The following is a 25,410-nucleotide window of genomic DNA, read 5'->3' as shown; positions in this document are numbered from 1 at the left end:
AGCTGGTGCAGCCTGCGATCTTTTGATCTTCCCTCAGCTGATATAAATGGCTGCAAGCGGTAAAAAGATCGCAGCCTTCGGCAGCTCCTGCATGGGCTGCCTACAGGCTGAGCTTTTGACTTTGCTTTAGACCTTCAACACCAACTTGCCGAAATTCTCTCCGCTGAACAATTTCATCAGCGTCTCCGGGAACGTCTCCAGCCCCTCGACAATATCTTCCTTGCTCTTGAGTTCGCCCTTGGCCATCCAGCCGGCCATTTCCTGTCCGGCGGCAGCGAATTGTGCGGCATGGTCCATCACCACAAAACCTTCCATCCGCGCACGGTTGACCAGCAGCGACAGGTAGTTGGCCGGGCCTTTGATCGCCTCCTTGTTGTTGTATTGGCTGATCGCACCGCAGATCACCACTCGCGCCTTCATGTTCAAACGGCTCAGCACCGCGTCGAGAATATCGCCGCCGACGTTATCGAAATAGACGTCGACGCCTTTCGGGCATTCACGTTTAAGCCCTGCAACCACGTCTTCGCTCTTGTAGTCGATGGCGCCGTCGAAGCCCAATTCATCAATAAGGAATTTGCACTTGTCGGCACCGCCAGCAATGCCGACCACGCGGCAACCTTTGATCTTGGCGATCTGGCCGGCAATGCTGCCCACCGCACCGGCCGCGCCGGAAAGCACCACGGTTTCGCCGGCCTTCGGTGCGCCGACATCGAGCAGGGCGAAGTAGGCGGTCATGCCGGTCATGCCCAGCGCAGAGAGATAAACCGGCAACGGCGCCAGTTTCGGATCGACTTTGTAGAAACCTCTGGGCTCGCCGAGGAAGTAATCCTGCACGCCAAGGGCGCCGTTGACGTAGTCCCCGACTGCAAAGCCCGGATTGTTCGATGCGACGACTTTGCCTACGCCCAAGGCGCGCATGACTTCGCCGATACCGACCGGCGGAATGTAGGACTTGCCTTCATTCATCCAGCCGCGCATGGCCGGGTCGAGGGACAGGTATTCGTTCTTGACCAGAATCTGTCCTGCCGCAGGTTCTCCGACCGGCACTTCCTGATAGGTGAAGGTCTCGCGGGTGGCGGCACCCACCGGGCGTTTGGCGAGCAGGAACTGGCGATTGGTCTGGGAAGTCATGACAGGCACTCAAGTTGAATGAAGCCTTGTTGATAGACCTTCATGGGCGATGCCGCAAGGTTGGCTGATGCGGCGAATGCTCGCCGATCCAATGCAGTGATAGTCATAGGCATGGATTTATCACTGCGACGCATGGGCGCATAAACAGCCCTCTGATAGTGCTGACGTCCGGCAAACCCTTGTCGCTATGCTGCAACTGCGCTGCATGTCTACACAGCCCCCCTGCATCTATCCGTTCGAGGACATAACAATGAGCATGACGTTTTCCGGTCAGGTCGCCGTAGTCACGGGAGCCGCCAACGGCATCGGCCGCGCCACGGCCCAGGCATTCGCCGCCGAAGGTCTGAAAGTGGTGGTGGCCGATCTGGATACTGCCGGAGGGGAGGGCACTGTCGCGCTTATTCGTACAGCCGGCGGAGACGCTACCTTCGTGCGCTGCAACGTTACCGTCGAAAGCGAAGTGAAAAATCTGATGGACGAGGTGATCAATACCTACGGCCGTCTCGACTATGCCTTCAACAATGCCGGGATCGAAATCGAGAAGGGCAAACTGGCCGACGGTTCCATGGACGAGTTCGACGCGATCATGGGCGTCAATGTCAAAGGCGTCTGGCTGTGCATGAAATATCAGTTGCCGCTGTTGCTGGCTCAGGGGGGCGGAGCGATCGTCAACACCGCCTCGGTGGCAGGCCTGGGGGCGGCGCCGAAGATGAGCATTTATGCCGCGTCGAAACACGCGGTGATCGGTCTGACCAAGTCGGCGGCTATCGAGTACGCGAAGAAGAAAATCCGCGTCAACGCGGTGTGTCCGGCAGTCATCGACACCGACATGTTCCGTCGTGCCTATGAGGCCGATCCGAAGAAAGGCGAGTTCGCTAATGCCATGCATCCGGTGGGGCGCATCGGCAAGGTCGAGGAAATCGCCAGCGCGGTGTTGTACCTGTGCAGCGACGGTGCAGCGTTCACCACGGGCCATTCGTTGGCGGTGGATGGTGGCGTTACCGCGTTCTGAATCACATGGCTGAAAAAACCCGCATTCGTGCGGGTTTTTTTATGGGCTGCGTTGAGTTCACTTAAACCACTAAACAATGTGTATCAAATGATTAGAACAGTCGCTTTTGACGGCGTTGTCGCACAGCCTGTGCCGCGTGGCTGTGATTAACTGCCGCCAGCAAAACGGACAGGAGTTTGCTTGCTCATGGAATTGAGAATTGACCGACAGGCAATGGTGCCCGTCGTACAGCAGATTGTTGACGGGCTGACTGAGTGGATCCTGCAAAGCGGGGTACCGCCAGCCACCCGTTTGCCCTCGGTTCGGCAAATCGCCCGGGGTAATCTGCTCAGCCAGTCGTGTGTCGTCGAGGCGTGCGAGCGGTTGGTTTCGCAGGGCGTCCTGACCACCCGTCAGGGCGCGGGATTTATCGTGGCAGCGTCGCCGTCGACGGCGAACGCAGAGGATGAGTCGGTGCCCTTCGAGGACCGGCTTGCCTGGTGTGATGCGGTGTGTGGGGCCGCGAGTGGTTTGAAACTTGGCGGCGGCGGTTTGCCGCAGAGCTGGCGCGAGCCTGACGATCTCAGCTATGCGCTGCGAGAGGTGGCGCGCACCGACATGGCCAGCCTGTTCAACTACAGCACGCCGCTGGGCCTTGCGGCATTGCGCGAGCAGATCGTCAAACGCCTGCGACTGTTCGGTATCGAGGCTCGCAGCACGCAGTTGCTGAGCACGAGCGGCGCCAGTCACGCGCTGGACCTGATCGTTCGAACCTTGTTCAAGGCCGGCGACTGCGTGGTAGTCGAAACCCCCGGTTACGCGCCGCTGTTCGACCTGTTGCGGCTGCACGGGGTGCAGATGCTTGAAGTGCAGCGCACCCCGAGCGGGCCAGATACCGTCGCGCTCGAGGCGTTGCTGCGCCAGTTTCAGCCCAGGGCGTTGTTCATCAACAGCCATCACCAGAACCCGACTGGCAGTTGCCTGACGCCGGCGGTGGCGCAGCGCATCGTGCAATTGAGCAAGACCTACGATTTGCGCGTGATCGAAGACGATGTCTACGCCGACCTGCACACGGGCAACGGTACTCGACTGGCGGCGCTCGACGATGAAGGGCGGGTGATTTATGTCGGCAGTTTTTCCAAGACACTCAGCAGTTCGTTAAGGGTCGGATTTGTTCTCGCCGACAGCGAGATTGTTGCGCGGCTTGCCCAGGTCAAGATGATCAGTGGTCTGGGGGCCTCAAGGTTTTCCGAGGCGGCGCTGGCCAACCTGATGGCGACCGGTGCTTATCGCAAACTGGTGCAGCGCCAGCGGCAGCGTTTGAATGCCGATCGCGCCGCGGCGTTGCAGGCACTGGAAGACGCCGACTGGGAAGTGTTCGGCAAACCGACTGGCGGCTTGTTCATCTGGGCACGTGCGCGGGTAGCGGATCAGGCGCGAGTGCGCGCACAGGCTCAGCGTTGCGGTGTTTTGCTGTCCGCCCCGGACGCCTTCAGCCCCAGTGGCGAAGGTGGCGACTGGCATCGCATCAACGTGGCTTACGCCTGTGATCCGCGGGCTCGACAGTTTTTTCGGCATACCGGTTCGGATCGACCTCAAATGTTCTGAAAACGACGCAGGCGTAGCTTTTTGCCATTATTCCGACGCCAGAGACTTGTGCTTGTTCATGGCCATTGCGACTCTTCGTCAACTGACTTTGGCAGGGGACTACGCGCAATGATTTCGGCCGTGCAAGGACGTTTTGCCAACCTCGGTATGGCGAAAAAACTGGGTATCGGGTTTGTGCTGGTTTTGCTGCTGACCGCACTGGTGGCGGCGATTGGCGTCTGGTCCCTGCAAACCATCAGCCACCGGTTCGACGGACTGAAACAGATGTCCTCGCTCAATAGCGGCCTGCTCAAGGTGCGTTTGCTCGAGCAGGAGTATGCCTTGCGCGGTAATCCGAAAACGGCCGACGCCTTGCGTGAGGGCGTGGATGGCTTGATTGCCCTGGCCAACGAGCTCAAGGCGCAATCGCCGGCCAACGTCCCGGTCATGCTGGATGTCGAGCAGTCGCTGGGCGCCTATCGCAAGGCGTTCGACGAGTTTGTTTCGTTGACCCAGACCAAGGATCTGGCGCTGGAAATGGCCAGTTGGTCGGTCTCAAGCGTGGCCAACAACCTCGACGTGTTGCAGGCCGGGCTGGCGGACGACGGTGCCTATACCTTGAAGGACACCGAAGGCAAGGACGGTGCGCAGTTCATCGAACAGGCCAATCAGATCAGCCAGGTGTCGAGGCTGATGCTGCAAGCGATGAATGAGGCGCGGGTTCGTCTGGATCAAAGTCGCAAGGGCGATGACAGCGCTGGCAAGGGCAATATCGAACAGGCCGCGCAAGCGCAGAGCCAGGCCGAAGCGCTGAAGTCCACGGTCAAGGACGATGGGTATCTGACGGTGCTTAATGAAGTCTCGGGGCACATTGCCGGTTTCAACGACAAGCTGGCCGAGTACACCGGATTGCTCGAACAGGAAAAAACTGTCTACGAGCAATTGCATCAGCGCGCGGCACAAGTGATGGAGCGGGTGGATCAGGCTTACGTTGCCGAAGACGCCGCCATGCAGGCCGAGCTGAAAAAGAATTCACTGTTGATTGTGGGTTCTTCGGCATTGGCGCTGTTGGTCGGTTTGATTGCGGCGTGGCTGATTACTCGGCTGATCGTCGCGCCGTTGCGCAGTGTGATCAATGTCGCGCAGCGCATTGCGGCCGGTGATTTGAGTGCGACCGTGGAGGTCACCCGCCGTGACGAGATTGGTCAACTGATGTTGGCGATGCAGCAGATGGGCGCGGGGTTGAGCACAATTGTCAGTGGGTTGCAGGCCGGTATCGAACAATTGGCCAGCTCCGCGCAGTCGCTGTCGGCAGTCACCGAGCAGACCAATCTTGAGGTCAGCAGTCAGAAGGAAGAAACCGAACAGGTGGCCACGGCCATGAACCAGATGACCGCCACCGTCCACGATGTCGCGCGCAACGCTGAAGAAGCGGCGTTTGCGGCGCAGACGGCGGATGGCAAGGTCGAGAGTGGTCAGCAGGTGGTGCGCCAGAGCATGGCGCGGATCGAGCAACTGGCGGAATCGGCGAATTCGGCCAGCTCAAGCATCGAGAGTCTCAGTGCCGAAATCCAGAATATCGGTACGGTGCTGAGTGTGATCAAAAGCGTTGCCGAGCAGACCAATCTGTTGGCATTGAACGCGGCGATCGAAGCGGCGCGGGCCGGGGAGCAGGGCAGGGGCTTTGCGGTGGTGGCCGATGAGGTTCGCGCATTGGCTCGACGCACGCAGCAATCGACCGAAGAAATTGAGCGGCTGGTCAGCGCGTTGCGCTCGGCGGCGCATTCGTCGGTGCAGCAAATTCAAAGCAGCGGTGAGTTGGTGAAGCTCGCGGTAAGTGATGCGTTGCAGACTGAAAGTGCGTTGGGGAGTATTGCGGCGGCGGTTTCGTTGATTCAGCAGATGAATCAGCAGATTGCGGCGGCGGCGGAGGAGCAGAGTTCGGTGGCGGAGGAGATCAATCGCAGTGTGACGAGTATTCGCGCGAGTGCGGATCAGTCGTCGATTGCGATGCGTGGGAACGCGGCTTCGAGTATTGAGCTGGCGCAGTTGGGGAGTGAGTTGCGGGGGATGGTTGGGCATTTTCGGCTTTGACGCTTTTGACTTGGCGGCCTTTGGGCCGACCATGTTGTGGGGGTTGGGGGGAATATCCGTTTTTTTTGGTGTTGCGGCTGGCGGTTTCGCTTTTACAGCGAGTCCCTTTGGCAAACGCTCCAAAGGAACCAAAGGTCTGGGCCCCAACGTTCGGCCCGCTCGCTGGGGCTCGGGGTTCCTTCGTTCCGGGATCCATCCTCTCAGCCTGCCGACGGGGCCTTGTAGATCAAGAGCTGCAGTCGAGCTAACGCTCATTCTGTTGAGTGGGGCGGCTGCGCCGCGGTGGTGCTGCTTGCTGTTTTGCTTGTATTTGGGAGCGGGTCTGCCAGCCAACCAATCTCTCGGTGGGGACTCCCTGTAGGAGCTGCCGAAGGCTGCGATCTTTTGATTTTGCTGTTGCTCTTTGTGTGAGCTGGCCAATTCCTAGTTGAATGCATCCATTCCAAACTGTAGGTGTGAGCCTGCTCGCGATGGCGATCTGTCATTCGCCTTGCTTGTGCAAATGAAACACCAACATCAGCCCACAAAAAAGCCACCTATCGGTGGCTTCTCTTTCAGCATCTGCGATCAGTCGTAGATGACTTTTTTCTTCCAGTCCGCATCGGCTTCAACGTCTTTGAGCCCTGCAGTCAGTTGGTTCTCTTCACCTTCCACTGGAGCGATTTTGTCCATGACCTGGGCGTTGGCGCGAGCCAGCAGTTTCTCCAGGTACTCCAGTTGTTCGGCATACATTTTCGGGTCTTGTTGTTTGCGCAGGTATTGCACGCCGCGTTCGAAGGCGAGGCGGGCCTGGCCGGGTTGGTTTTGTTGCAGGGACTGTTGGCCGAGGTTGTTGAAGAACTCGATGTGCAGCAGTACCAGAATGTGGCGGACTTCGCGAATCCATTGTTTGGCTTCGTTCGGTGGCAGGAAGCCGTCATGGGCGGCGCGGGTGATCTGGCCGTGCAGGGCTTCGAGGAGGAAGCGTACGTCTTTGGCTTTGGCTTCGGTCAGGATCGGCGCCGGTGGATTGTTGACCGGGATCGATTCGCCTTGGGCTACCAGTGCATTCAGTTCGGTGATGCGGGCTTTGGTGGCTGCGCTGGTTTTCTCAAGGTTCAGCAGGCGCTGGCAGACGTTGAGTTCCAGACGAGTCAGTAACAGCTTGAGGGCCGGTGTCATGAACTGGCCGGGGAAGGTCTCGGTCAGTTCACCGCAACGGCGCAGTCGGTCGTTGAGTTCGACTTTGGTGCGGGCCTTTTCCAGTTTGTTGTTTTCCACCACATGGTTCATGTAGCCAATGGCGATCAGAATTGCGATCCCGGCTACTACTAGCAGGGTGATCATGAGTGGTGTCACCGGTAAGACCTCTTTATAGGGTTCGCATGCGAGTGTAGTGGTTGGAGATTTACGCGCCTAGCGCCGTTCGACGAGCTGGCGCGGCGGGTTCTATCTGTATCGGCCATACACCGCTTATATGAATGCTGGCGCATGATGTGCAGATTGCCATCACTGTGCGGTGGACTATAACGTCTTGGCGACTGCCGGAATATAGGCGTCAATCGTCGGGCGACGGAAAAGTCGGATCGGTGCCTTAAAGCAGGTCGAAGTCATTGATTTAAATAAATTTATATCAGGGGGTTGACGACCTCCCAATCCATCCATAGAATGCGCGCCACTTACAGCGTAAAGCACACAGCGAAACGCGGTAGGGAGTGAATGTTGTAGTGTGTCCCCTTCGTCTAGTGGCCTAGGACACCGCCCTTTCACGGCGGTAACAGGGGTTCGAGTCCCCTAGGGGACGCCAATGCGGGAATAGCTCAGTTGGTAGAGCACGACCTTGCCAAGGTCGGGGTCGCGAGTTCGAGTCTCGTTTCCCGCTCCATTTTTAAACAGCACTGCTTTCGGGCGGGGCTGAGTGAAACCAGAACCAAGTCTTCGGGCTCGGATCTGGACACCGAAACACACACCATGTGTTCCGGGTAGCGTGTCCCCTTCGTCTAGTGGCCTAGGACACCGCCCTTTCACGGCGGTAACAGGGGTTCGAGTCCCCTAGGGGACGCCATTTGCGGGAATAGCTCAGTTGGTAGAGCACGACCTTGCCAAGGTCGGGGTCGCGAGTTCGAGTCTCGTTTCCCGCTCCAAATTCACAAAAACGCCGCTCAGTGATGAGCGGCGTTTTTGTATGCGTGTTATTTGGATTCTTCTCCCAGGTATCTCCAGGCAAAAAAAGGCCCACCGATGAAAATCGGTGGGCCTTTTTGCGTTGCGGGACAGATTACCAGGACAGCATCAGTCGACCGGCAAACAGAATCAGCACAACGCCCATGGTGCGTTCGAACCAGTGCCCCATGCGCATGAACAACAACCGTACCTTGCTGCTCGAAAAAAACAGCGCGACCACCACAAACCACAGCGCATTCACAAAACACATCCACACACCGTAAAGCGCTTGAATCTTCAGCGGTGTGCTGGCGCTGATGATGGTGGTGAATATCGCGAGGAAGAACAGCGTGGCTTTGGGGTTGGTGGCATTAGTCAGAAAACCGGTACTGAAGGCTTTGAACAACGTTTGTTCGGCGACGGGTTCATCGGCAGTTTTGTCACCTTCGAGTGTCGATTTCGGCTTGCTGCGCAGCAGGCTGATACCCAGATACAAAATGTAGGCACCGCCAATCACCTTGGCGACCGTCAACAGCCACGGGGTGGTATGCATTAATGCGCCGACGCCCAGCAAGGTGTACAGCACATGTACGGAAATGCCGGCGCCGATACCCAATGCCGTGCAAATCCCGACCAAGCGTCCAAAACGCACACTCTGGCGAATGGTGACAGCGAAATCCGGTCCGGGAGCGACAACGGCCAGAAAGTGAATGGTGGCCAGCGCCAAAAACTCGCCCAGGTAGTTCGATAACATCTCAGCTCCAGAAGGTCAGGGGTGAAGCATTGCCGCGGTAGCCGACAAAGAAGGAAAGGCTCAAGCGCGGATCGGCCACGCCCGGCGTGACCGAGTGCATGCAGCGCGAATTGAACATGATGAAATCGCCGGGCTCAGGCTGTACTTCCAGGGTTGGCGGGCCGAGCAGTGCCGGATCGATGCCGTAGCTATCGCCGCGCATTTCGTCGAATTGATCCGGCGTAATGTCGTCATCCCACATTTGCAACGCGCCGCCCTCAGTCGGCATGTTCAGGTATACGTTGCAGGCAAATTGCGCCTCGAGGCTGCGGGCCTGAAAACTCTCTGGCGCGTCCTTGGCGAAAATGTCGTGGTGGGCCAGGAAGCACACGCCGGGTTTCACCACGCGCGAAAGACCGACATACATTTTGCGTCCGTAGAGGTTTTCCAGATGTGCGCCGGCTGGCCAGGATTCGTCGAGCATGCAACGCAGCGTGTCGACAGGCGAAGAGTAGGGCGCACAGCGCTGACGCAGTTCTGCGATGTTGCTGGTGGCCCGTTCGAAATAATCCTCGATCAGTAGCGGCTGGTTTTCCGCTTCATAAAACGCCATGCCGATGCGGCCGATACTCGGTGCGTTGATGTAGCCCTCAAAGCCTGGAGCAAGAATCCTGTCGCCAATCTGGATCGCCAGCGGCTCGGGCAAAAAGCCTTTGACGCGGATGGCGAGGACTTCTTCGTTGGCCAGTTTTTTTATGCACGTCTCATCGAGACGCTCGACGTCTAGCATCATTTTTTTTTAGGTCCATCTATCGATAGTCAACGGAATCCGCGCGTGCGGTTCCCCCGCGCCGGCCACTGCGCGGGGCAGTGGCCGAAATGCTCAATCCACGCTGTAGTGGACGGACAGCGTGCCTTTCTTCTGCGAAAGGGACGCGATCGTGACTGTGCCCAAATCCTTCAGGCTACGTACGTGGGTGCCGCCGCAGCCATAGGCCGGCAGCTCGCCAAAACCGATTTCCCGCGCGCCGTCGCGCAGTGACGTCAGGCGTGGCAGATCGTGTTCTACCCATTGATCGATACCGAGTTGAACGGATTGCGCGTCGATCTCCTGCGCGTCATCGCCCGGCTTGAATTGCACGCGTCCTTCGTCTGGCCAGTGGTGCGCCTTGATCGGCGTCCAGCCCAGCGTCTGAATGAAATGCCCGATCAAATGACCGGCCGAGTGCATGCGGGTATTAAAACAGCGGCGCTGTTCGTCGACGCGGATGCAGGTCATGCCGAGCGGTACCGGTCGGTCAACGAAGTGGATGATTCGATCCGGTTCCTGCACCACGCGCAGCACCAGACTCTCGCCAATCCAGCCGGTATCACACGGCTGGCCGCCACCTTGCGGATGGAACAAAGTGGCGCGCAGCACTACTGCGAATTCGTTCTCTTGGGGCGTGCAGTCGAGGACTTCCACATTGGCCTTGAGGTCATCACTATGGAAAAAGAGGCGAAGCGTCATATTCCATGCCCTTATTAAAGTTTCTGTTTTTATTATATGAATCGTGCAATAACGTGATAATCCGTTCAAACATCAAAGGACTTGTGCGCTGTGAGCATCAATCTACCGCTACCACTGCTTGGCGAAATGGCGATTTTCGTCAAGGTGGTGGAGACCGGCAGCTTTTCTGAGGCGGCGCGCCAGCTCGGCTCTTCTCCATCGGCGGTCAGTCGCAGCATTTCTCGGCTGGAAAAGGCTTTGGCTACGCGGCTGTTACAGCGCACCACGCGTAAGCTGCGGCTGAGTGACGGCGGGGAAGAGGTGTTCAAGCGTTGTCAGGAGATGGTCAGCGCCGCCAAGTCGGTGATGGAGATCAGCGGCCAGTTCACCCATGAGGCCGAGGGCCTGATACGCGTCAGTGTGCCGAAGGCGGTGGGGCGTTTCGTGATTCATCCGCACATGCCCGAGTTTCTGCGGCGTTACCCCAAGGTCGATGTCGAGTTGTTGCTGGAAGACCGGCAGGTCGACCTGATTGACGACCATGTCGATCTGGCGATCCGCATCACGGATCGGCCACCGGCCGGGTTGGTTGGGCGGCAACTGCTGACCATCGATCATTTGCTGTGCGCTTCCCCGCAATATCTGGCCGAGCACGGTACGCCGACGCATCCCCACGATTTGCTCAATCACAGCTGCATTTATCTGGGCGAAACCCCAAGCGATGCGCGCTGGAAATTCAAGAAGGGCACCAAAGCAGTAACGGTGGGGGTGCGCGGGCGCTATGCTGCCAATCACACCGGTGTGCGCCTGGGCGCGGTGTTGCAGCACATTGGTATTGGCAGCCTGCCGTATTTCACCGCGCGCTATGCACTGGAGCAGAAGTTAGTGGTGCAGGTGCTGCCAGACTGGACGTTCCTGGCTTCATACCACGGGGGGTTGTGGTTGCTGCATTCGCCAACGCGCTACCTGCCGCCAAAGTTGCGGGTGTTTATCGACTATCTGGTGGCGTGTCTGGAGAAAGAGCCGACGTTGAGTAAGCCGGGGAAATCGGGTGACGTTATCAACGCAGCGATGGCGTATGAGTTACCGGAAAGCGAGGGGTTGTTGTAGCGCAAAAGCAAAAGATCGCAGCCTTCGGCAGCTCCTACATGGGAACGTACTCTCCTGTAGGAGCTGCCGAAGGCTGCGATCTTTTGATCTTCAGCAGATAAAAATCAGTGCTTGCTGTCCTGAGCGGACATCGCCAACAGCTGTTTTTCCTGATTCCAGTCGAACGGCTCATCGTTCTGTTCAGCTTCGAAGCGACGCTCTTCCAGAGCCTGATACATGTCGATCTCTTCATCAGACAGGTAGTGCAGGCAATCGCCGGCAAAGAACCACAGCAGATCCCGTGGAATCAGGTGGGCAATCTGCGGATAGCGGCTGATCACTTGAGTCAGGATGTCCTGGCCCAGGTATTGGCTTTCGATCGGTTCGATTGGCAGTGAAGCGAGCAATTCGTCGAAGCGCTCCAGGAACAAGGCATGGCTTTCTTCGGGAACCTGTTCGGCCTCACCTACGGCGACCAGAATACTGCGCAGATGGTCGAGTAACACAAGATGATCGGCAACGACGTTGGACACGAAATAAGTCCTCAAGAGCAAAACGGGCGCAGGAGTATAAAGCTCCTGCGCCCTTTTTTCACGGCTAACGGTTAGGCGGTAGCGCCGATCAGCGCACTTTGCCCTCTGTCAGCAGCAGTTCTTCTTTGTCGAAGTCATCGACATCGATCACCTTGCGCCGTGCTGCTTCGGCATCGCGCAGGCTCTGCGCTTCAAGCGGTTGCAACACACCTGCTTCCAGGGCCGCATCAATGGCGTGCTCGCCCGCCACCGGTTGGACCTGGCCGCTTTTCAACGAAGTGTGCAGTTTTTTGTGCAGTGGCTGCGCGGCATTCAGCAGATCGCTGGCGTGTTGCAGCGCACCGACAGCATCGTCCGCCGATTGCGGGCGATAGCAGCCGGCAAGCAGTTCTTCCAGCGCCGGATCACCTTTGGCGCGGCCGATGACACCTGCCACTTCGGCACCGAGTTTGTCCGACGGGCCTTTGTGACGACGACCGAACGGGAACACGATCACGCGCAACAGGCATCCGAAGACCTTGTTCGGGAAGTTGCTGAGCAGTTCATCCAGCGCCCGTTCCGACTGGCCAAGGCTTTCTTCCATGGCCCATCTGAACAACGGCTCCATGTAGGCCGGCGAATCCAGATCGTGATAACGCTTGAGCGAGGCCGACGCCAGATACAGATTGCTCAATACATCACCCAGGCGTGCCGACAGGCGTTCGCGACGTTTCAGTTCGCCGCCCAGTAGCATCATGCTGAAGTCGGCGAGCATGGCGAACGCCGCCGCCTGACGATTGAGTGCGCGGAAGTAACCCTGACTGATCTTGTCGCCCGGTGCTTTTTCGAAATGACCGAAGCCGAGGTTCAGCACCAGCGTACTGGCGGCGTTGCCCACGGCGAAGCCGATGTGTTTGAGCAGCAGGCCATCGAACTCTTTCAGTGCCTGGTCCTTGTCCTCGCGACCGGCCAGGGCCATTTCCTTGAGCACGAACGGGTGGCAGCGAATGGCACCCTGGCCGAAGATCATCAGGTTGCGCGAGAGAATGTTCGCGCCTTCCACGGTGATGAAGATCGGTGCACCGTTCCAGCTGCGTCCCAGGTAATTGTTCGGGCCCATGATGATCGCCTTGCCGCCGTGTACATCCATGGCGTGGCTGATGCATTCGCGACCGCGTTCGGTGAGGTGATACTTGAGGATCGCTGACAGCACCGAAGGTTTTTCGCCCAGATCCACAGCGTTGGCGGTGAGCATCCGCGCGGCGTCCATCATCCACGCGTTACCGCCGATGCGTGCCAGCGCTTCCTGAATACCTTCGAATGCCGACAGCGGCACGTTGAATTGCTCGCGAATCTGCGCGTACTGGCCGGTCACCAGGCTGGTGAACTTGGCCGCGCCGGTGCCGACGGCAGGCAACGAAATCGAGCGCCCGACCGATAGGCAGTTCATCAGCATCATCCAGCCTTTGCCGAGCATTTCCTGACCGCCGATCAGGAAGTCCAGCGGGATGAACACGTCTTTGCCCGAGTTCGGCCCGTTCATGAACGCAGCCCCCAGTGGCAAGTGCCGACGGCCGATTTCCACGCCGGCTGTATCGGTCGGAATCAGCGCCAGGCTGATACCGAGGTCGGTCTTGTCGCCCAGCAGGTGATCCGGGTCATAGGCCTTGAACGCGAGGCCGAGCAGGGTGGCCACCGGGCCGAGGGTGATGTAGCGCTTCTCCCAGTTCAGGCGCAGGCCGAGAACTTCCTCGCCTTCCCATTGGCCTTTGCAGATGATCCCGGTGTCGGGCATCGCGCCGGCGTCGGAACCGGCCAGTGGTCCGGTGAGGGCGAAGCACGGGATATCGTCGCCTCGGGCCAGCCGTGGCAGATAGTGATTACGTTGTTCGTCGGTGCCGTAATGCAGCAGCAGTTCGGCCGGGCCGAGGGAGTTGGGCACCATCACGGTGGAAGCGAGGTCGCCGCTGCGCGTGGCGAGCTTCATTGCCACTTGCGAGTGGGCATAGGCCGAAAAGCCTTTGCCGCCGAATTCCTTGGGAATGATCAGGGCGAAGAAGCCGTGCTCCTTGATGTGCGTCCAGGCTTCTGGCGGCAGGTCCATCGACTGACCGATCTGCCAGTCCGTGACCATTGCGCAGAGTTCTTCGGTCGGGCCATCAATGAACGCCTGTTCTTCTTCGCTCAATTGAACCTTGGGATAAGCCAGCAGTTTGTCCCAGTCCGGACGACCACTGAACAGCTCGCCATCCCACCACACGGTGCCGGCATCGATCGCGTCGCGTTCGGTCTGGGACATTGGCGGCAGGGTCTTCTGGAACCAGTTGAACAGCGGCGCACTGAAATGTTTACGGCGCAGGTCGGGCAGCAGCAAGGGGGCCGCGACTACCGCCAGGACGACCCAGAGCACCAGCAGCAGCAAGCCTGGCGCGTGGCTGAAAATCCCCATGGCCACCAGATAAACAGCAACGATGCCCAGCGCGGGCAGCGGGGCGACGCGCCGGTGGGCGAGGTACGCCACACCAATGATCAAAACCAGTATCCACAACAACAGCATATTCAGTCCTCCGTGAACCAAGGCAAATCGACCCTCCACAGCTTAGACGGCATCTGCGAAACCGGGTGGTCAGAGCATGGTGATTGAAATCGTGGGAAACCCCGGATGGTTTTCGTAGGTTCGGTGGGCAACACGTGTGGGAAATCGTTCGCTTATCCCGCGCCTTTGCGTCCAAGTTTGGCCGAAACGTCGTTATCTCTGTGCTTTGGCTATCGCTAGACTCGGCTCTCACCCAGGAGATCTGTCGTCATGCGCGAGTATCTGAATCCCGGCCGCTTCATCGATAGTGACCACCCGGCGGTGATGGAGTTCGCCGAATTGCATCGTGGTGCCAGCCGCGATCCGCTGGCGCAGGCGATCAGCCTTTATTACGCCGTGCGCGAGGCAGTGCGTTACAACCCGTACACCTTCAGCCGTGACCCGCAAACCTTGTGCGGCAGCTATGCGCTGGCGACGGGGGAGAGTTACTGCGTGCCCAAAGCCACGCTGCTTGCCGCCTGCGCGCGCCATTGCGGTATTCCTGCGCGCATCGGCCTGGCGGATGTCAGAAATCACCTGTCGACCCCGCGATTGCTTGAACTGCTGAAAAGCGATGTGTTCGCCATGCACGGCTACACGGAGCTATTACTCGATGGTCGCTGGGTCAAGGCGACCCCAGCGTTCAACCAGCAACTCTGCGAGATGTTCAACGTCGCACCGCTGGAATTCGATGGCATCAATGACAGTGTTTTTCACCCGTTCAACCGTGACGGCGCGCAACTGATGGAGTATCTGGTCGATCACGGCCAGTTCACCGATGTGCCGGAAACCTTCTTCTTCGAACACCTGGAAAAATGCTATCCGCACCTGTTCGGTGATCACTTGCCGCCACTGTTGGGCGACATGCAGAGTGATGTCAGGAGAGTCTGATCCGGCGTATGCTGCCTGCCCACTCAAGTGCAAAGAGGCGGTCATGCTGAAGATCTGGGGACGGAAAAACTCATCGAATGTCAGAAAGCCGCTTTGGGCCGCCGAGGAATTGGGCCTGGATTACGAGGCGCTTGATGCCGGTGGCGCATTCGGCGTGGTCGACACGCCTGAGTACCGGGCGATGAACCCGAACGGTCGGGTGCCGGTGATCGAAGATGACGGTTTCGTGCTGTGGGAATCCAATGCCATCGTCCGCTATCTGTTGGCCAAGCATGCGCCGGCCAGCAACTGGTATCCGGCAGATCCGCAAGCGCGCGCGATTGCCGACAAGTGGATGGACTGGGCTACTGCGAGTTTTGCCAGCCCTTTCCGCACCGTGTTCTGGGGCGTGTTGCGTACTCCGGCGGACCAGCAGGATTGGCCGGCCATCCGCGCCGCGATCAAGGAGTGCACCGAGTTGCTGGCCATGGCCGATCAGGCCCTCGCCGACAAACCCTACTTGTCCGGTGACGAAATCGGCATGGGCGATATCCCGCTCGGCAGTTTCATTTATGCCTGGTTCGAGATGCCCATCGAGCGCGCGCCGCAACCGCATCTGCAAGCCTGGTACGAGCGCCTGAAGCAGCGTCCGGCTTACCGCAAAGCAGTTATGACCGCGTTGACTTAATACCTACTATCGACACGCTTGACTGTACTTGTGCGGCGGCGGCACGCACCATTGCGCTCTTGCGCCGCGGTTGAATTCGCCGTCGCGCGCCCTTATTCAGTTCTTTCTTCCCTTCACCATGGTGCGTAAATCAGATATGAGTTCCGCTCTGTCCATCCGGCAGCTAACCAAAACCTACGGCAACGGGTTCCAGGCCTTGAGTGGTATCGATCTGGACGTCGCCGAAGGTGACTTTTTCGCCTTGCTCGGCCCCAACGGCGCCGGCAAATCCACGACCATCGGCATTCTCTCGACTCTGGTGAACAAGACCAGCGGCACGGTGAATATCTTCGGTCATGACCTGGACAAGAACCCTGCGCAGCTCAAGCGCTCGATTGGCGTGGTGCCCCAGGAATTCAACTTCAACCAGTTCGAAAAGACTTTCGACATCGTCGTGACCCAGGCCGGTTACTACGGCATTCCGGCGAAGATCGCCAAGGAGCGTGCCGAGCAGTACCTGACCCAGCTCGGTCTGTGGGACAAACGCGATGTGCCGTCGCGTTCGCTGTCCGGCGGCATGAAGCGGCGGCTGATGATTGCCCGCGCGCTGGTGCATGAGCCGCGTCTGCTGATCCTCGATGAACCGACTGCCGGCGTCGACATCGAGCTACGCCGTTCGATGTGGACGTTCCTCACCGAACTTAATCAGAAAGGCATCACCATCATCCTCACCACGCACTATCTGGAAGAGGCTGAGCAACTGTGCCGCAACATCGGCATCATCGATCACGGCACCATTGTCGAGAACACCAGCATGCGTCAACTGCTCGGTCAGTTGCATGTGGAAACCTTCCTGCTCGACCTGAAAGGTGATCTGGCTGCCGCACCGCAACTGGTCGGCTATCCGGCGCGTCTGGTGGATGCGCACACGCTGGAAGTCCAGGTCGACAAATCGATGGGCATTACCGCGCTGTTCGGCCAATTGGCGTTGCAGAACATCGAAGTCCTGAGCCTGCGTAACAAAACCAATCGCCTTGAGGAGCTATTCGTGTCCCTGGTGGAGAAAAATCTGTCGAAGGTGGCGGTATGAGTTCCGAGTTCCGTCCCAACCTCGTCGCCCTCCAGACCATCGTTTACCGCGAGGTCAAACGCTTCACGCGGATCTGGCCGCAGACGCTGCTGCCGCCGGCGATCACCATGGTTTTGTACTTCGTGATCTTCGGCAACCTGATCGGTCGGCAGATCGGCGAGATGGGCGGCTTCACTTACATGGAGTACATCGTGCCGGGGCTGATCATGATGTCGGTGATCACCAACTCCTATGGCAACGTGGTCTCGAGCTTCTTCGGCAGCAAATTCCAGCGCTCGATTGAAGAACTGATGGTCTCGCCGGTATCACCGCACACGATTCTGATCGGCTACACCTGCGGTGGCGTGTTGCGCGGTTTGATGGTCGGGGTGATCGTGACCATCCTGTCGCTGTTCTTTACTGATTTGCAGGTGCATCACCTGGGCGTGACCATTCTGGTGGTGGTGCTGACGGCGACGATTTTCTCGCTGCTGGGCTTCATCAACGCCGTGTTTGCACGCAACTTCGATGATATTTCGATTATCCCGACCTTCGTGCTGACACCCCTGACGTATCTGGGTGGCGTGTTTTACTCGATCACTCTGCTGCCGCCGTTCTGGCAGACCGTGTCGATGGCGAACCCGGTGTTGCACATGGTCAATGCGTTCCGTTACGGCATTCTCGGGGTGTCGGATATCCGCATCGGCATCGCGATCACGTTCATGCTGGTGGCGACGGTGGTGTTGTATATCGGCTGTGCGCGGTTGCTGGTGAGTGGGCGCGGGATGCGTACGTAATGCCCGTGTAGGAGCTGCCGAAGGCTGCGATCTTTTGATCTGGTTTTTAAAGGCAAGATCAAAAGATCGCAGCCTTCGGCAGCTCCTACAGTGGGATTGTTGTCAGTTCAGGCAACACAAAAAACGGCCTCCATTGCGGAGGCCGTTTTGCATTCACGACATGCGTTTTTTCTTGCGCCGCGCCCATTGCCGGGACACCCACCAGCGCCAATACATCATCACGCCGAAATAGGCGATGACGCCAAGCACCAGCCCGACCACTACCGAGCCCAGCAAAAACGGTTGCCACAGCGTCGACAGTTCACTGCTGATCCATTCCCAGGTCAGCTCATCCGGCAAGTGCCGCGCCGGCACGTCCATCAACCAGGCGCCGGCCTGATAGGTGCAGAAAAACACCGCCGGCATGGTGATCGGATTGGTCAGCCACACCAGGCTGACGGCAATCGGCATGTTGCCTCGCACCACGACTGCCAGTGCCGCGGCGACCAGCATCTGAGCGGGAATCGGCAGGAAAGCGGCGAACAGCCCAACCGCCATCCCTCGGGCCACCGAGTGGCGATTGAGGTGCCAGAGGTTTGGGTCATGCAGCAACTTGCCGAGAAAGCGTAAGGATTTGTGTTCCCTGATGCTCGTCGGGTCGGGCATGTAACGTTTGAATAAGCGCCGGGGCATAAGGCTTCTCGGTCGGTTAAGGCGGCAAGTATGTCTGGATTCCATGAACGGCCCATTCAGACTTTGTGACAATTGTTGACGGCGGTCGTGCCAAATACCCGCTATGCCTAAGTTCGGGACTCTCAAGGACGGGCTTATGCGCACAGGGATGATGGCGCTGGCAGTCGGTTTGCTTGCTCCGATATTTATGCCGGCCTTACCGCCGGTCTGGTTGATGGTGTTGCTGGCGGTCGTGGCTTTGATGCTGCTGCCGTTTCGCAGCTATCCATTGGCTTTTCTGCTTTTTGGTTTCACCTGGGCTTGCGTCAGCGCGCATTGGGCGTTGCAGGATCGCTTGCCGGTGGCGCTGGATGGCGAGACCCGTTGGCTCGAAGGGCGCGTGGTCGGGTTGCCGCAAAACAGCGACGGCGTGGTTCGTTTCGAGTTGGCGGACGCCCATTCGCGCCACGGCAAACTGCCGTCACTGATGCGCCTGGCCTGGTACGCCGGGCCGCCGGTCAACAGCGGCGAGCGCTGGCGCCTGGCGGTCAAGCTAAAGCGCCCGGGCGGTTTACTCAATCCGGACGCCTTTGATTACGAAGCCTGGCTACTCGCCCAACGCATTGGCGCAACGGGCACGGTCAAGGAGGGTCAGCGCCTTGGCGAGGCGCGATGGGCGTGGCGCGACAGCATTCGTCAGCGCTTGCTGGCGGTCGACGCGCAGGGCCGGGGAGGGGCGCTGGCGGCGCTGGTCCTGGGCGATGGCTCGGGCCTGAGTCGCGAGGATTGGCAGACTCTGCAAGACACCGGCACCGTTCATTTGCTGGTGATTTCCGGCCAGCACATCGGCATGCTGGCGGCGGTGATGTACTTGCTGGTCGCCGGGCTGGCCCGATTTGGTCTGTGGCCGCTGCGTTGGCCGTGGCTGCCTTGGGCCTGTGGTCTGGCCTTCGCCGCGGCACTGGGTTACGGCTTGCTCGCCGGATTTGATGTGCCGGTGCGACGGGCCTGCGTGATGGTCGGGCTGGTGCTGTTGTGGCGCCTGCGCTTTCGGCATCTCGGCGCCTGGTGGCCACTGTTGCTGGCGTTTAATGGCGTGCTGTTGCTGGATCCGCTGGCCAGTCTGCGCCCCGGCCTCTGGTTGTCATTTGCGGCGGTGGCGGTGCTGATCTTCACCTTTGGCGGGCGCCTTGGGGCATGGCGCTGGTGGCAGACCTGGACGCGAGCGCAGTGGTTGATCGCGATCGGCCTCTGCCCGGTGTTGTTGGCGCTGAATCTGCCGATCAGCCTCAGTGGGCCGTTGGCGAATTTGCTGGCGGTGCCTTGGGTCAGTCTGGTGGTACTGCCCCCGGCATTGCTTGGGACTCTGTTGTTGCCAGTGCCGTATGTCGGCGAAGGGCTGTTGTGGCTGGCGGGTGGTTTGATCGACTGGCTGTTCCGCGGCCTGGCGCTGATCGCCGGGCAGTGGCCGGCGTGGATTGCGCCGTCGCTTCCCGGTTGGGCGTTGGCTATCGGCAGTCTCGGTGCCGCGCTGTTGCTGTTGCCGCGAGGGGTACCGCTGCGTCCCTTGGGCTGGCCATTGTTGTTGATTCTGGTCATGCCACCCCGGGAGCGGCTGGACGCCGGACTGGCCGATGTCTGGCAACTCGATGTCGGCCAGGGCCTGGCGATTCTGATCCGTACTCGTCATCACGCGCTGCTCTACGATGCCGGGCCGCGGTTCCGCGATTTCGATCTTGGCGAACGTGTTGTCTTGCCGGCCCTGCGCAAATTGAATGTCGAGACACTGGACCTGATGCTGCTCAGCCATGCCGACGCCGATCATGCCGGTGGTGCTTTGGCCGTTGCGCGCCGTTTGCAGGTGAAGCAAGTCATCAGCGGCGATCCGCCGGGGCTGCCAGCCGAACTGAACGCGCAGGCGTGTGAAAGTGGCCGGCAATGGCAGTGGGACGGTGTCAGTTTTCAACTCTGGCAATGGGCGGACGCTCAGGACAGCAATCAGCGCTCCTGCGTGTTGCAGATCGAGGCCAATGGTGAGCGCCTGCTGCTGACCGGCGATATTGATAAACACGCCGAGCGAGTCTTTCTGCAAGGCCCTCTGAACGTGGCTACTCAATGGCTGCAAGCCCCGCACCACGGCAGCCGCAGTTCATCATCGATGGCATTGCTCAAAGCGTTGAAACCCGACGCAGTCTTGATATCTCGGGGCCAAGGCAACTCGTTCGGTCATCCGCATCCGACCGTCATTGCGCGTTATCGCCAGCAAGGGCTGCGTATTTACGACAGCGTCGAGCACGGTGCCATTCATCTGCAACTTGGGGCGTTCAAGCCACCGTGGACAATGCGCCAGTACCTGCGTTTCTGGCGTGAACCGCCGCTGTCCTCCCATTGAGCGAGGCAAGCGTGGAGGCGACATCACGGTCGTCGGAGCGGCGGGTCTTAATCTTTACCCTATATGGTAAAGTGGCGCACTTTTTCGAGGGGACTGTCACTGTGTGGGAATTGGTCAAATCCGGCGGCTGGATGATGCTGCCGATCATTCTGAGTTCCATCGCGGCCATGGCGATTGTCGCCGAGCGCCTGTGGACCCTGCGCGCCAGTCGCGTCACCCCCGAGCACTTGTTGGGCCAGGTCTGGGTCTGGATCAAGGACAAGCAGCTCAATAAAGAAAAACTCAAGGAACTGCGCGCCAATTCGCCGCTGGGGGAAATCCTCGCCGCAGGCCTGGCCAACTCCAAGCATGGTCGCGAGATCATGAAAGAGTGCATCGAAGAGGCCGCTGCCCGGGTCATTCACGAGCTCGAGCGCTACATCAATGCACTCGGCACCATCGCCGCCATGGCGCCGTTGCTGGGTTTGCTCGGCACCGTGCTCGGCATGATCGACATTTTCAGCGCGTTCACCGGTTCCGGCATGACCACCAACGCCTCGGTTCTGGCCGGTGGTATCTCCAAAGCGCTGATCACCACGGCTGCGGGCCTGATGGTCGGTATTCCGGCGGTGTTCTTCCACCGTTTCCTGCAACGCCGCATCGATGAGCTGGTGGTGGGCATGGAGCAGGAAGCGATCAAACTGGTTGAAGTGGTGCAGGGCGACCGTGACGTCGACCTGGCTGAGGGCCGCGCGTGAAATTCCGTCGCAAGCCCCGGGAAACCGTAGACATCAACCTTGCGTCGCTGATCGACGTGGTGTTCATCCTCCTGCTGTTTTTCGTCGTGACCACCACATTTACTCGCGAAACCCAATTGCGCGTGGATCTGCCGGAAGCGGTCAGCGGCTCGCCGGCCGAAGATCAGCAACTCAAGCAACTGGATGTCGCCATCAGCGCCGAGGGCGTGTTTTCGGTGAATAACAAGATTTTGCCGAAAAACGATCTGGCCACGCTGATGGAAGCCATGCAGAAAGAATCCAACGGCGATACCAGCATGCCGTTGTCGATCAGTGCCGATGGCAAGGCTCAGCATCAATCAGTGATCACCGCCATGGACGCGGCCGGCAAGCTCGGTTTCAGCCATCTGCGCATGACCACGGTCGAGGCGGCGCCTAAATCCTGATGAGCCTGTCCGATCGTTTGCTCGCCGCATGGTATCAGGGGCACCCGGCCCTGACGCTGTTGCGGCCGCTGGAAATGCTCTATCGGCGCGTCGTCATCGGCAAGCGCCAGCGTTTTCTCGACGGTGAAGGCGAAATCTATCAGCCGCCAGTGCCATTGATCGTGGTTGGCAACATCACGGTCGGCGGCACCGGCAAGACGCCGATGATTCTCTGGTTGATCGAGCATTGCCGGCGCAGGGGGTTGCGCGTCGGCGTGGTCAGTCGTGGTTACGGCGCCAAACCACCGCAGTTGCCCTGGCGAGTCGAGGCCGATCAAAGCGCCGACATTGCTGGCGACGAACCATTGCTGATCGTGCAACGCACGGGCGTACCGCTGATGATCGACCCCAATCGCAGCGCCGCCGTCAAAGCCTTGTGCGCCAGTGAACCGCTGGATCTGATCCTCTCCGACGATGGCATGCAGCACTACCGACTGGCGCGGGATCTGGAGCTGGTGCTGATCGACGCCGCCCGTGGCCTGGGCAATAAGCGCTGCTTGCCGGCAGGTCCTTTGCGCGAGCCGATCGAACGTCTGCAAAGCGTTGACGGCGTGCTGTTCAACGGTGCCACCGAGGACCGCGACGACGGTTTCGCTTTCCGCCTGCAACCCACCGCGCTGATCAATCTGCGCAGTGGCGAACGCAAGCCGCTTGATCATTTTTCGGCCGGGCAGGCGCTGCATGCGGTGGCCGGGATCGGTAATCCGCAACGTTTCTTCAATACCCTCGAAGCGCTAGACTGGCGGCCAGTCCCCCATGCGTTTGCCGATCACGCCGAGTACAGCGTGCAGGCCTTGAATTTCACACCGTCATTGCCGTTGGTGATGACTGAAAAGGACGCGGTGAAGTGCCGTGCCTTCGCGGCTGCCGACTGGTGGTATCTGGCGGTCGATGCCGTGCCGTCGCCGGCCTTCGTGGCCTGGTTCGACACACAGCTGATACGCCTGTTGCCGGATCGTCTTTTGCCTTAACTCTTTTATTCAGGGAATGTTCATGGACACCAAATTGCTCGACATCCTCGCGTGCCCTATCTGCAAAGGCCCGCTCAAGCTCAGCGCCGACAAGACCGAACTGATCAGCAAGGGCGCCGGCCTGGCGTACCCGATCCGTGACGGCATCCCGGTCATGCTCGAAAGTGAAGCCCGCACCCTGACCACCGATGAGCGTCTGGATAAATGACCACTGCCTTCACCGTTGTCATCCCGTCGCGTTACGCTTCGACACGGCTGCCGGGTAAACCGCTGCTGGACATTGCCGGCAAGCCGATGATCCAGCACGTCTGGGAACAGGCGAGCAAAAGCAGCGCCACTCGTGTGGTAGTGGCAACCGACGATGCGCGCATCGTCGAGGCTTGCAAAAGCTTTGGCGCCGAAGTGGTACTGACCCGTGAAGATCACAACTCCGGCACCGATCGTCTGGCCGAAGTCGCGGCGAAACTGGGCCTTGAGCCTGACGCAATCGTGGTCAATGTGCAGGGCGACGAGCCGCTGATTCCGCCAAGCGTGATCGATCAGGTCGCCGCCAACCTCGCGGCCCACACCGAAGCGCGCATGGCCACGCTGGCCGAGCCGATCGAAGATGTGGAAACCCTGTTCAACCCGAACGTGGTCAAGGTCGTCAGCGATCTTAATGGCTTGGCGCTGACCTTCAGCCGTGCAACCTTGCCATGGGCGCGCGATGCATTTGCCAAGAGCCGCGAGCAATTGCCTGATGGCGTACCGTATCGTCGCCACATCGGCATTTATGCCTACCGCGCCGGATTCCTTCAGGACTTCGTCAGTTGGGGGCCGTGCTGGCTTGAAAACACTGAATCGCTGGAGCAACTGCGTGCCCTGTGGCACGGCGTGCGGATTCATGTCGCCGACGCGCTGATCGCGCCGCCGACCGGTGTCGACACCGTCGAAGACCTTGAGCGCGTTCGTCGCCTGCTGGAGGCTTGATGCGGGTTTTGTTTGTGTGCCTGGGCAACATTTGCCGTTCGCCCACGGCCGAAGGGGTGTTGCGCCACAAACTGCGTCAAGCGGGGCTGGCCGATCAGGTCGAAGTGGCCTCCGCCGGCACCGGTGACTGGCACGTTGGCAACGCGCCTGACAAGCGTAGCCAGGCGGCGGCCAAGGTGCGCGGTTATGATTTGTCGGCGCAGCGCGCGCAGCAAGTCAGCCGTGCCGATTTCGCCACTTACGATTTGATCCTGGCCATGGACAACAGCAACCTGCGCAACCTCAAGGCGCTGCAACCGTCCACTGGCAAGGCCGAGCTGGATCTGTTCCTGCGGCGTTATGCCGGTGTCGTCGATGAAGTGCCTGATCCGTATTACGACGGCGACCAGGGTTTCGAGCAGGTGCTGGATCTGATCGAAGCGGCCTGTGACCAACTGCTGATCGAAGTAAAGGGCCGGTTATGAGTCTGCTGGTGCAACCCCGGGTTTCCCTGAAACCGTTCAACAGTTTTGGCGTGGACGTTCACGCGCAGCTGTTCGCCGAAGCCCATTGCGACGCCGATGTCCGCGAAGCGCTGGCGTATGCCGAGTCTCACGATGTGCCTCTGCTGGTAATCGGTGGCGGCAGCAACTTGCTGCTGACCGCTGACATTGCGGCGCTGGTGCTGCGCATGGCCACGCGCGGTATCCGCGTGATCAGCGATGACGGCAGTCGCGTGGTGATCGAAGCCGAAGCGGGCGAGCCGTGGCATCCCTTTGTGCAGCACACTTTGGCGCAGGGATTATCCGGGCTGGAAAATCTCAGCCTGATCCCCGGCACCGTTGGCGCTGCGCCGATGCAAAACATCGGTGCCTACGGCGTCGAGATCAAGGATGTGTTCGCCGGGCTCACCGCGCTGGATCGCCACACTGGCGAACTGCGCGATTTCAGCCTCGAAGAATGCAACTTTGCCTATCGTGACAGCGTGTTCAAGCAGCAACCGGGGCGTTGGCTGATTCTGCGGGTGCGTTTTACGCTCGACCGCGCCGCGCATCTGCATCTGGAATACGGCCCGGTGCGTCAGCGCCTGACCGAGCAGGGTATCGAGCAACCGACGCCCACTGACGTCAGCCGCGCAATCTGCAGCATCCGCAGCGAAAAACTGCCGGACCCGGCAGTGCTCGGCAATGCCGGCAGCTTTTTCAAGAATCCGTTGGTGCCGGCAGCGCTGGTGGCGCAGATCAAGAAGCTGCATCCGGATCTGGTGGCCTACGCCCAACCGGACGGGCAGATGAAACTCGCCGCCGGTTGGCTGATCGAACGTGCCGGCTGGAAAGGTTTCCGTGAGGCCGATGCTGGCGTGCATAAGTTGCAGGCGCTGGTGCTGGTCAACTACGGCGCGGCGACCGGCCTGCAGTTGCTCGACTTGGCGCAGCGTATCCAGAAAGACATTAGCGAACGTTTCAATGTCGAACTGGAAATGGAGCCCAATCGGTATTGA

24 protein-coding genes, 4 tRNA genes and 1 pseudogene are annotated in these 25,410 nt (G+C 59.4%); 21 read left to right on the top strand and 8 right to left on the bottom strand.

Going from position 1 to position 25,410, the window contains the following annotated elements:
- Positions 1-126: 126 nt before the first annotated feature.
- Entirely contained in the window at positions 127-1,131 is a 1,005-nt protein-coding gene (locus tag JJD74_RS22865; RefSeq protein WP_042560468.1) for an NADP-dependent oxidoreductase, read from the bottom strand.
- A gap of 250 nt (positions 1,132-1,381) precedes the next feature.
- Here JJD74_RS22865 and JJD74_RS22860 point away from each other — a divergent pair, with 250 nt between their 5' ends.
- From JJD74_RS22860 to JJD74_RS31545, 4 genes and pseudogenes are all read left to right on the top strand, one after another.
- Positions 1,382-2,143, top strand: coding sequence for an SDR family oxidoreductase (locus JJD74_RS22860; RefSeq protein WP_047302634.1), 762 nt, complete (start codon positions 1,382-1,384; stop codon positions 2,141-2,143).
- 186 nt (positions 2,144-2,329) lie between these two features.
- Positions 2,330-3,730, top strand: coding sequence for an aminotransferase-like domain-containing protein (locus JJD74_RS22855; protein ID WP_200616886.1), 1,401 nt, complete (start codon positions 2,330-2,332; stop codon positions 3,728-3,730).
- A 108-nt stretch (positions 3,731-3,838) separates the two neighbouring features.
- A pseudogene (locus JJD74_RS31550) lies at positions 3,839-4,942 on the top strand (HAMP domain-containing protein); the annotation flags it as partial.
- Entirely contained in the window at positions 4,922-5,803 is an 882-nt protein-coding gene (locus JJD74_RS31545; RefSeq protein ID WP_395602948.1) for a methyl-accepting chemotaxis protein, read from the top strand. The pseudogene JJD74_RS31550 and the gene JJD74_RS31545, both read left to right, overlap by 21 nt.
- Positions 5,804-6,370: 567 nt before the next feature.
- On the opposite strand, the gene JJD74_RS22845 is transcribed toward JJD74_RS31545, so the two are convergent.
- A complete protein-coding gene (locus JJD74_RS22845; protein WP_047302627.1) occupies positions 6,371-7,129 on the bottom strand; it encodes a hypothetical protein in 759 nt (252 codons plus the stop codon).
- Between the two features lie 384 nt (positions 7,130-7,513).
- On the opposite strand from JJD74_RS22845, the gene JJD74_RS22840 reads away from it, so the two are divergent.
- From JJD74_RS22840 to JJD74_RS22825, 4 genes are all read left to right on the top strand, one after another.
- Positions 7,514-7,589 (top strand) — tRNA-Glu (locus JJD74_RS22840).
- Between the two features lie 2 nt (positions 7,590-7,591).
- Positions 7,592-7,667, top strand: a tRNA-Gly gene (locus JJD74_RS22835).
- Positions 7,668-7,771: 104 nt separating this feature from the next.
- Positions 7,772-7,847 (top strand) — tRNA-Glu (locus JJD74_RS22830).
- 3 nt (positions 7,848-7,850) lie between these two features.
- A tRNA-Gly gene (locus JJD74_RS22825) sits at positions 7,851-7,926 on the top strand.
- Positions 7,927-8,060: 134 nt separating this feature from the next.
- Here the strand turns inward: JJD74_RS22825 and JJD74_RS22820 are convergent.
- The 3 genes from JJD74_RS22820 to JJD74_RS22810 form a co-directional block, all read right to left on the bottom strand.
- Positions 8,061-8,699: a LysE family translocator gene (locus JJD74_RS22820; protein WP_042560463.1), complete on the bottom strand. Its 639-nt coding sequence runs from the start codon at positions 8,697-8,699 to the stop codon at positions 8,061-8,063.
- A gap of 1 nt (position 8,700) precedes the next feature.
- Positions 8,701-9,471: a 2OG-Fe(II) oxygenase gene (locus JJD74_RS22815; protein WP_042560462.1), complete on the bottom strand. Its 771-nt coding sequence runs from the start codon at positions 9,469-9,471 to the stop codon at positions 8,701-8,703.
- 90 nt (positions 9,472-9,561) lie between these two features.
- Positions 9,562-10,188, bottom strand: coding sequence for an alanyl-tRNA synthetase (locus JJD74_RS22810; protein ID WP_042560461.1), 627 nt, complete (start codon positions 10,186-10,188; stop codon positions 9,562-9,564).
- 90 nt (positions 10,189-10,278) lie between these two features.
- Between JJD74_RS22810 and JJD74_RS22805 the strand changes: the two genes are divergently transcribed.
- The gene (locus JJD74_RS22805) at positions 10,279-11,277 is read left to right on the top strand and encodes a LysR family transcriptional regulator (protein WP_115146217.1); all 999 of its coding nucleotides are present in this window, start codon (positions 10,279-10,281) and stop codon (positions 11,275-11,277) included.
- A 104-nt stretch (positions 11,278-11,381) separates the two neighbouring features.
- Here JJD74_RS22805 and JJD74_RS22800 read toward each other — a convergent pair whose 3' ends face one another.
- Positions 11,382-11,789, bottom strand: a complete 408-nt coding sequence (locus JJD74_RS22800; protein ID WP_042560459.1) for a PA2817 family protein — start codon at positions 11,787-11,789, stop codon at positions 11,382-11,384.
- Between the two features lie 88 nt (positions 11,790-11,877).
- Positions 11,878-14,325: an acyl-CoA dehydrogenase gene (locus JJD74_RS22795; RefSeq protein WP_200616885.1), complete on the bottom strand. Its 2,448-nt coding sequence runs from the start codon at positions 14,323-14,325 to the stop codon at positions 11,878-11,880.
- A 249-nt stretch (positions 14,326-14,574) separates the two neighbouring features.
- Between JJD74_RS22795 and JJD74_RS22790 the strand changes: the two genes are divergently transcribed.
- From JJD74_RS22790 to JJD74_RS22775, 4 genes are all read left to right on the top strand, one after another.
- The gene (locus JJD74_RS22790) at positions 14,575-15,234 is read left to right on the top strand and encodes a transglutaminase-like domain-containing protein (protein WP_200616884.1); all 660 of its coding nucleotides are present in this window, start codon (positions 14,575-14,577) and stop codon (positions 15,232-15,234) included.
- A 43-nt stretch (positions 15,235-15,277) separates the two neighbouring features.
- Positions 15,278-15,901 (top strand): glutathione S-transferase family protein, encoded by a 624-nt coding sequence (locus tag JJD74_RS22785; RefSeq protein ID WP_200616883.1) that lies wholly within the window; start codon positions 15,278-15,280, stop codon positions 15,899-15,901.
- 136 nt (positions 15,902-16,037) lie between these two features.
- Complete coding sequence (locus JJD74_RS22780; protein ID WP_200616882.1) at positions 16,038-16,970, top strand: ABC transporter ATP-binding protein; 933 nt, start codon at positions 16,038-16,040, stop codon at positions 16,968-16,970.
- Positions 16,967-17,746, top strand: a complete 780-nt coding sequence (locus tag JJD74_RS22775; protein ID WP_042560454.1) for an ABC transporter permease — start codon at positions 16,967-16,969, stop codon at positions 17,744-17,746. Before JJD74_RS22780 ends, JJD74_RS22775 begins: the two co-directional genes overlap by 4 nt.
- A 153-nt stretch (positions 17,747-17,899) precedes the next feature.
- Here the strand turns inward: JJD74_RS22775 and JJD74_RS22770 are convergent, their stop codons facing one another.
- Positions 17,900-18,418, bottom strand: a complete 519-nt coding sequence (locus tag JJD74_RS22770) for a DUF2062 domain-containing protein (RefSeq protein ID WP_042560453.1) — start codon at positions 18,416-18,418, stop codon at positions 17,900-17,902.
- Between the two features lie 136 nt (positions 18,419-18,554).
- Between JJD74_RS22770 and JJD74_RS22765 the strand changes: the two genes are divergently transcribed.
- The 8 genes from JJD74_RS22765 to murB all read left to right on the top strand — a co-directional run bounded on the left by JJD74_RS22765 (position 18,555) and on the right by murB (position 25,410).
- Positions 18,555-20,789 carry a DNA internalization-related competence protein ComEC/Rec2 gene (locus tag JJD74_RS22765; protein WP_200616881.1) on the top strand — a complete coding sequence of 745 codons (2,235 nt, stop codon included), beginning with the start codon at positions 18,555-18,557 and terminating at the stop codon, positions 20,787-20,789.
- 101 nt (positions 20,790-20,890) lie between these two features.
- Positions 20,891-21,526 carry a MotA/TolQ/ExbB proton channel family protein gene (locus tag JJD74_RS22760; RefSeq protein WP_042560451.1) on the top strand — a complete coding sequence of 212 codons (636 nt, stop codon included), beginning with the start codon at positions 20,891-20,893 and terminating at the stop codon, positions 21,524-21,526.
- On the top strand, positions 21,523-21,951 hold the full coding sequence (locus JJD74_RS22755) for an ExbD/TolR family protein (protein WP_042560450.1): 429 nt from the start codon (positions 21,523-21,525) through the stop codon (positions 21,949-21,951). Before JJD74_RS22760 ends, JJD74_RS22755 begins: the two co-directional genes overlap by 4 nt.
- Positions 21,951-22,961 carry a tetraacyldisaccharide 4'-kinase gene (lpxK, locus tag JJD74_RS22750; protein ID WP_200616880.1) on the top strand — a complete coding sequence of 337 codons (1,011 nt, stop codon included), beginning with the start codon at positions 21,951-21,953 and terminating at the stop codon, positions 22,959-22,961. Before JJD74_RS22755 ends, lpxK begins: the two co-directional genes overlap by 1 nt.
- Positions 22,962-22,983: 22 nt before the next feature.
- Entirely contained in the window at positions 22,984-23,169 is a 186-nt protein-coding gene (locus JJD74_RS22745; RefSeq protein ID WP_003174668.1) for a Trm112 family protein, read from the top strand.
- A complete protein-coding gene (kdsB, locus tag JJD74_RS22740; protein WP_042560448.1) occupies positions 23,166-23,930 on the top strand; it encodes a 3-deoxy-manno-octulosonate cytidylyltransferase in 765 nt (254 codons plus the stop codon). Before JJD74_RS22745 ends, kdsB begins: the two co-directional genes overlap by 4 nt.
- Positions 23,930-24,394, top strand: coding sequence for a low molecular weight protein-tyrosine-phosphatase (locus JJD74_RS22735; protein WP_047302609.1), 465 nt, complete (start codon positions 23,930-23,932; stop codon positions 24,392-24,394). Before kdsB ends, JJD74_RS22735 begins: the two co-directional genes overlap by 1 nt.
- A complete protein-coding gene (gene murB, locus JJD74_RS22730) occupies positions 24,391-25,410 on the top strand; it encodes a UDP-N-acetylmuramate dehydrogenase (protein WP_200616879.1) in 1,020 nt (339 codons plus the stop codon). The genes JJD74_RS22735 and murB overlap by 4 nt, the downstream gene beginning before the upstream one ends.

Origin of the sequence: Pseudomonas sp. MF6776 (assembly GCF_016613125.1) — a bacterium.
In the GTDB taxonomy this organism is placed as follows: Bacteria; Pseudomonadota; Gammaproteobacteria; order Pseudomonadales; family Pseudomonadaceae; genus Aquipseudomonas; species Aquipseudomonas iridis.
This window is presented reverse-complemented; position numbering and strand designations above follow the sequence as displayed.

Bases quoted from the DNA above. Each gene is read 5' to 3' on its own strand.
- JJD74_RS31545 (WP_395602948.1), top strand. From the start codon at position 4,922: ATGTTGGCGATGCAGCAGATGGGCGCGGGGTTGAGCACAATTGTCAGT.
- JJD74_RS22790 (WP_200616884.1), top strand. From the start codon at position 14,575: ATGCGCGAGTATCTGAATCCCGGCCGCTTCATCGATAGTGACCACCCG.
- murB (WP_200616879.1), top strand. From the start codon at position 24,391: ATGAGTCTGCTGGTGCAACCCCGGGTTTCCCTGAAACCGTTCAACAGT.
- JJD74_RS22785 (WP_200616883.1), top strand. From the start codon at position 15,278: ATGCTGAAGATCTGGGGACGGAAAAACTCATCGAATGTCAGAAAGCCG.
- lpxK (WP_200616880.1), top strand. From the start codon at position 21,951: ATGAGCCTGTCCGATCGTTTGCTCGCCGCATGGTATCAGGGGCACCCG.
- JJD74_RS22765 (WP_200616881.1), top strand. From the start codon at position 18,555: ATGCGCACAGGGATGATGGCGCTGGCAGTCGGTTTGCTTGCTCCGATA.
- JJD74_RS22775 (WP_042560454.1), top strand. From the start codon at position 16,967: ATGAGTTCCGAGTTCCGTCCCAACCTCGTCGCCCTCCAGACCATCGTT.
- JJD74_RS22780 (WP_200616882.1), top strand. From the start codon at position 16,038: ATGAGTTCCGCTCTGTCCATCCGGCAGCTAACCAAAACCTACGGCAAC.
- JJD74_RS22865 (WP_042560468.1), bottom strand. From the start codon at position 1,131: ATGACTTCCCAGACCAATCGCCAGTTCCTGCTCGCCAAACGCCCGGTG.
- JJD74_RS22845 (WP_047302627.1), bottom strand. From the start codon at position 7,129: ATGATCACCCTGCTAGTAGTAGCCGGGATCGCAATTCTGATCGCCATT.
- JJD74_RS22735 (WP_047302609.1), top strand. From the start codon at position 23,930: ATGCGGGTTTTGTTTGTGTGCCTGGGCAACATTTGCCGTTCGCCCACG.
- JJD74_RS22815 (WP_042560462.1), bottom strand. From the start codon at position 9,471: ATGATGCTAGACGTCGAGCGTCTCGATGAGACGTGCATAAAAAAACTG.
- JJD74_RS22820 (WP_042560463.1), bottom strand. From the start codon at position 8,699: ATGTTATCGAACTACCTGGGCGAGTTTTTGGCGCTGGCCACCATTCAC.
- JJD74_RS22795 (WP_200616885.1), bottom strand. From the start codon at position 14,325: ATGCTGTTGTTGTGGATACTGGTTTTGATCATTGGTGTGGCGTACCTC.
- kdsB (WP_042560448.1), top strand. From the start codon at position 23,166: ATGACCACTGCCTTCACCGTTGTCATCCCGTCGCGTTACGCTTCGACA.
- JJD74_RS22810 (WP_042560461.1), bottom strand. From the start codon at position 10,188: ATGACGCTTCGCCTCTTTTTCCATAGTGATGACCTCAAGGCCAATGTG.
- JJD74_RS22770 (WP_042560453.1), bottom strand. From the start codon at position 18,418: ATGCCCCGGCGCTTATTCAAACGTTACATGCCCGACCCGACGAGCATC.
- JJD74_RS22745 (WP_003174668.1), top strand. From the start codon at position 22,984: ATGGACACCAAATTGCTCGACATCCTCGCGTGCCCTATCTGCAAAGGC.
- JJD74_RS22860 (WP_047302634.1), top strand. From the start codon at position 1,382: ATGAGCATGACGTTTTCCGGTCAGGTCGCCGTAGTCACGGGAGCCGCC.
- JJD74_RS22855 (WP_200616886.1), top strand. From the start codon at position 2,330: ATGGAATTGAGAATTGACCGACAGGCAATGGTGCCCGTCGTACAGCAG.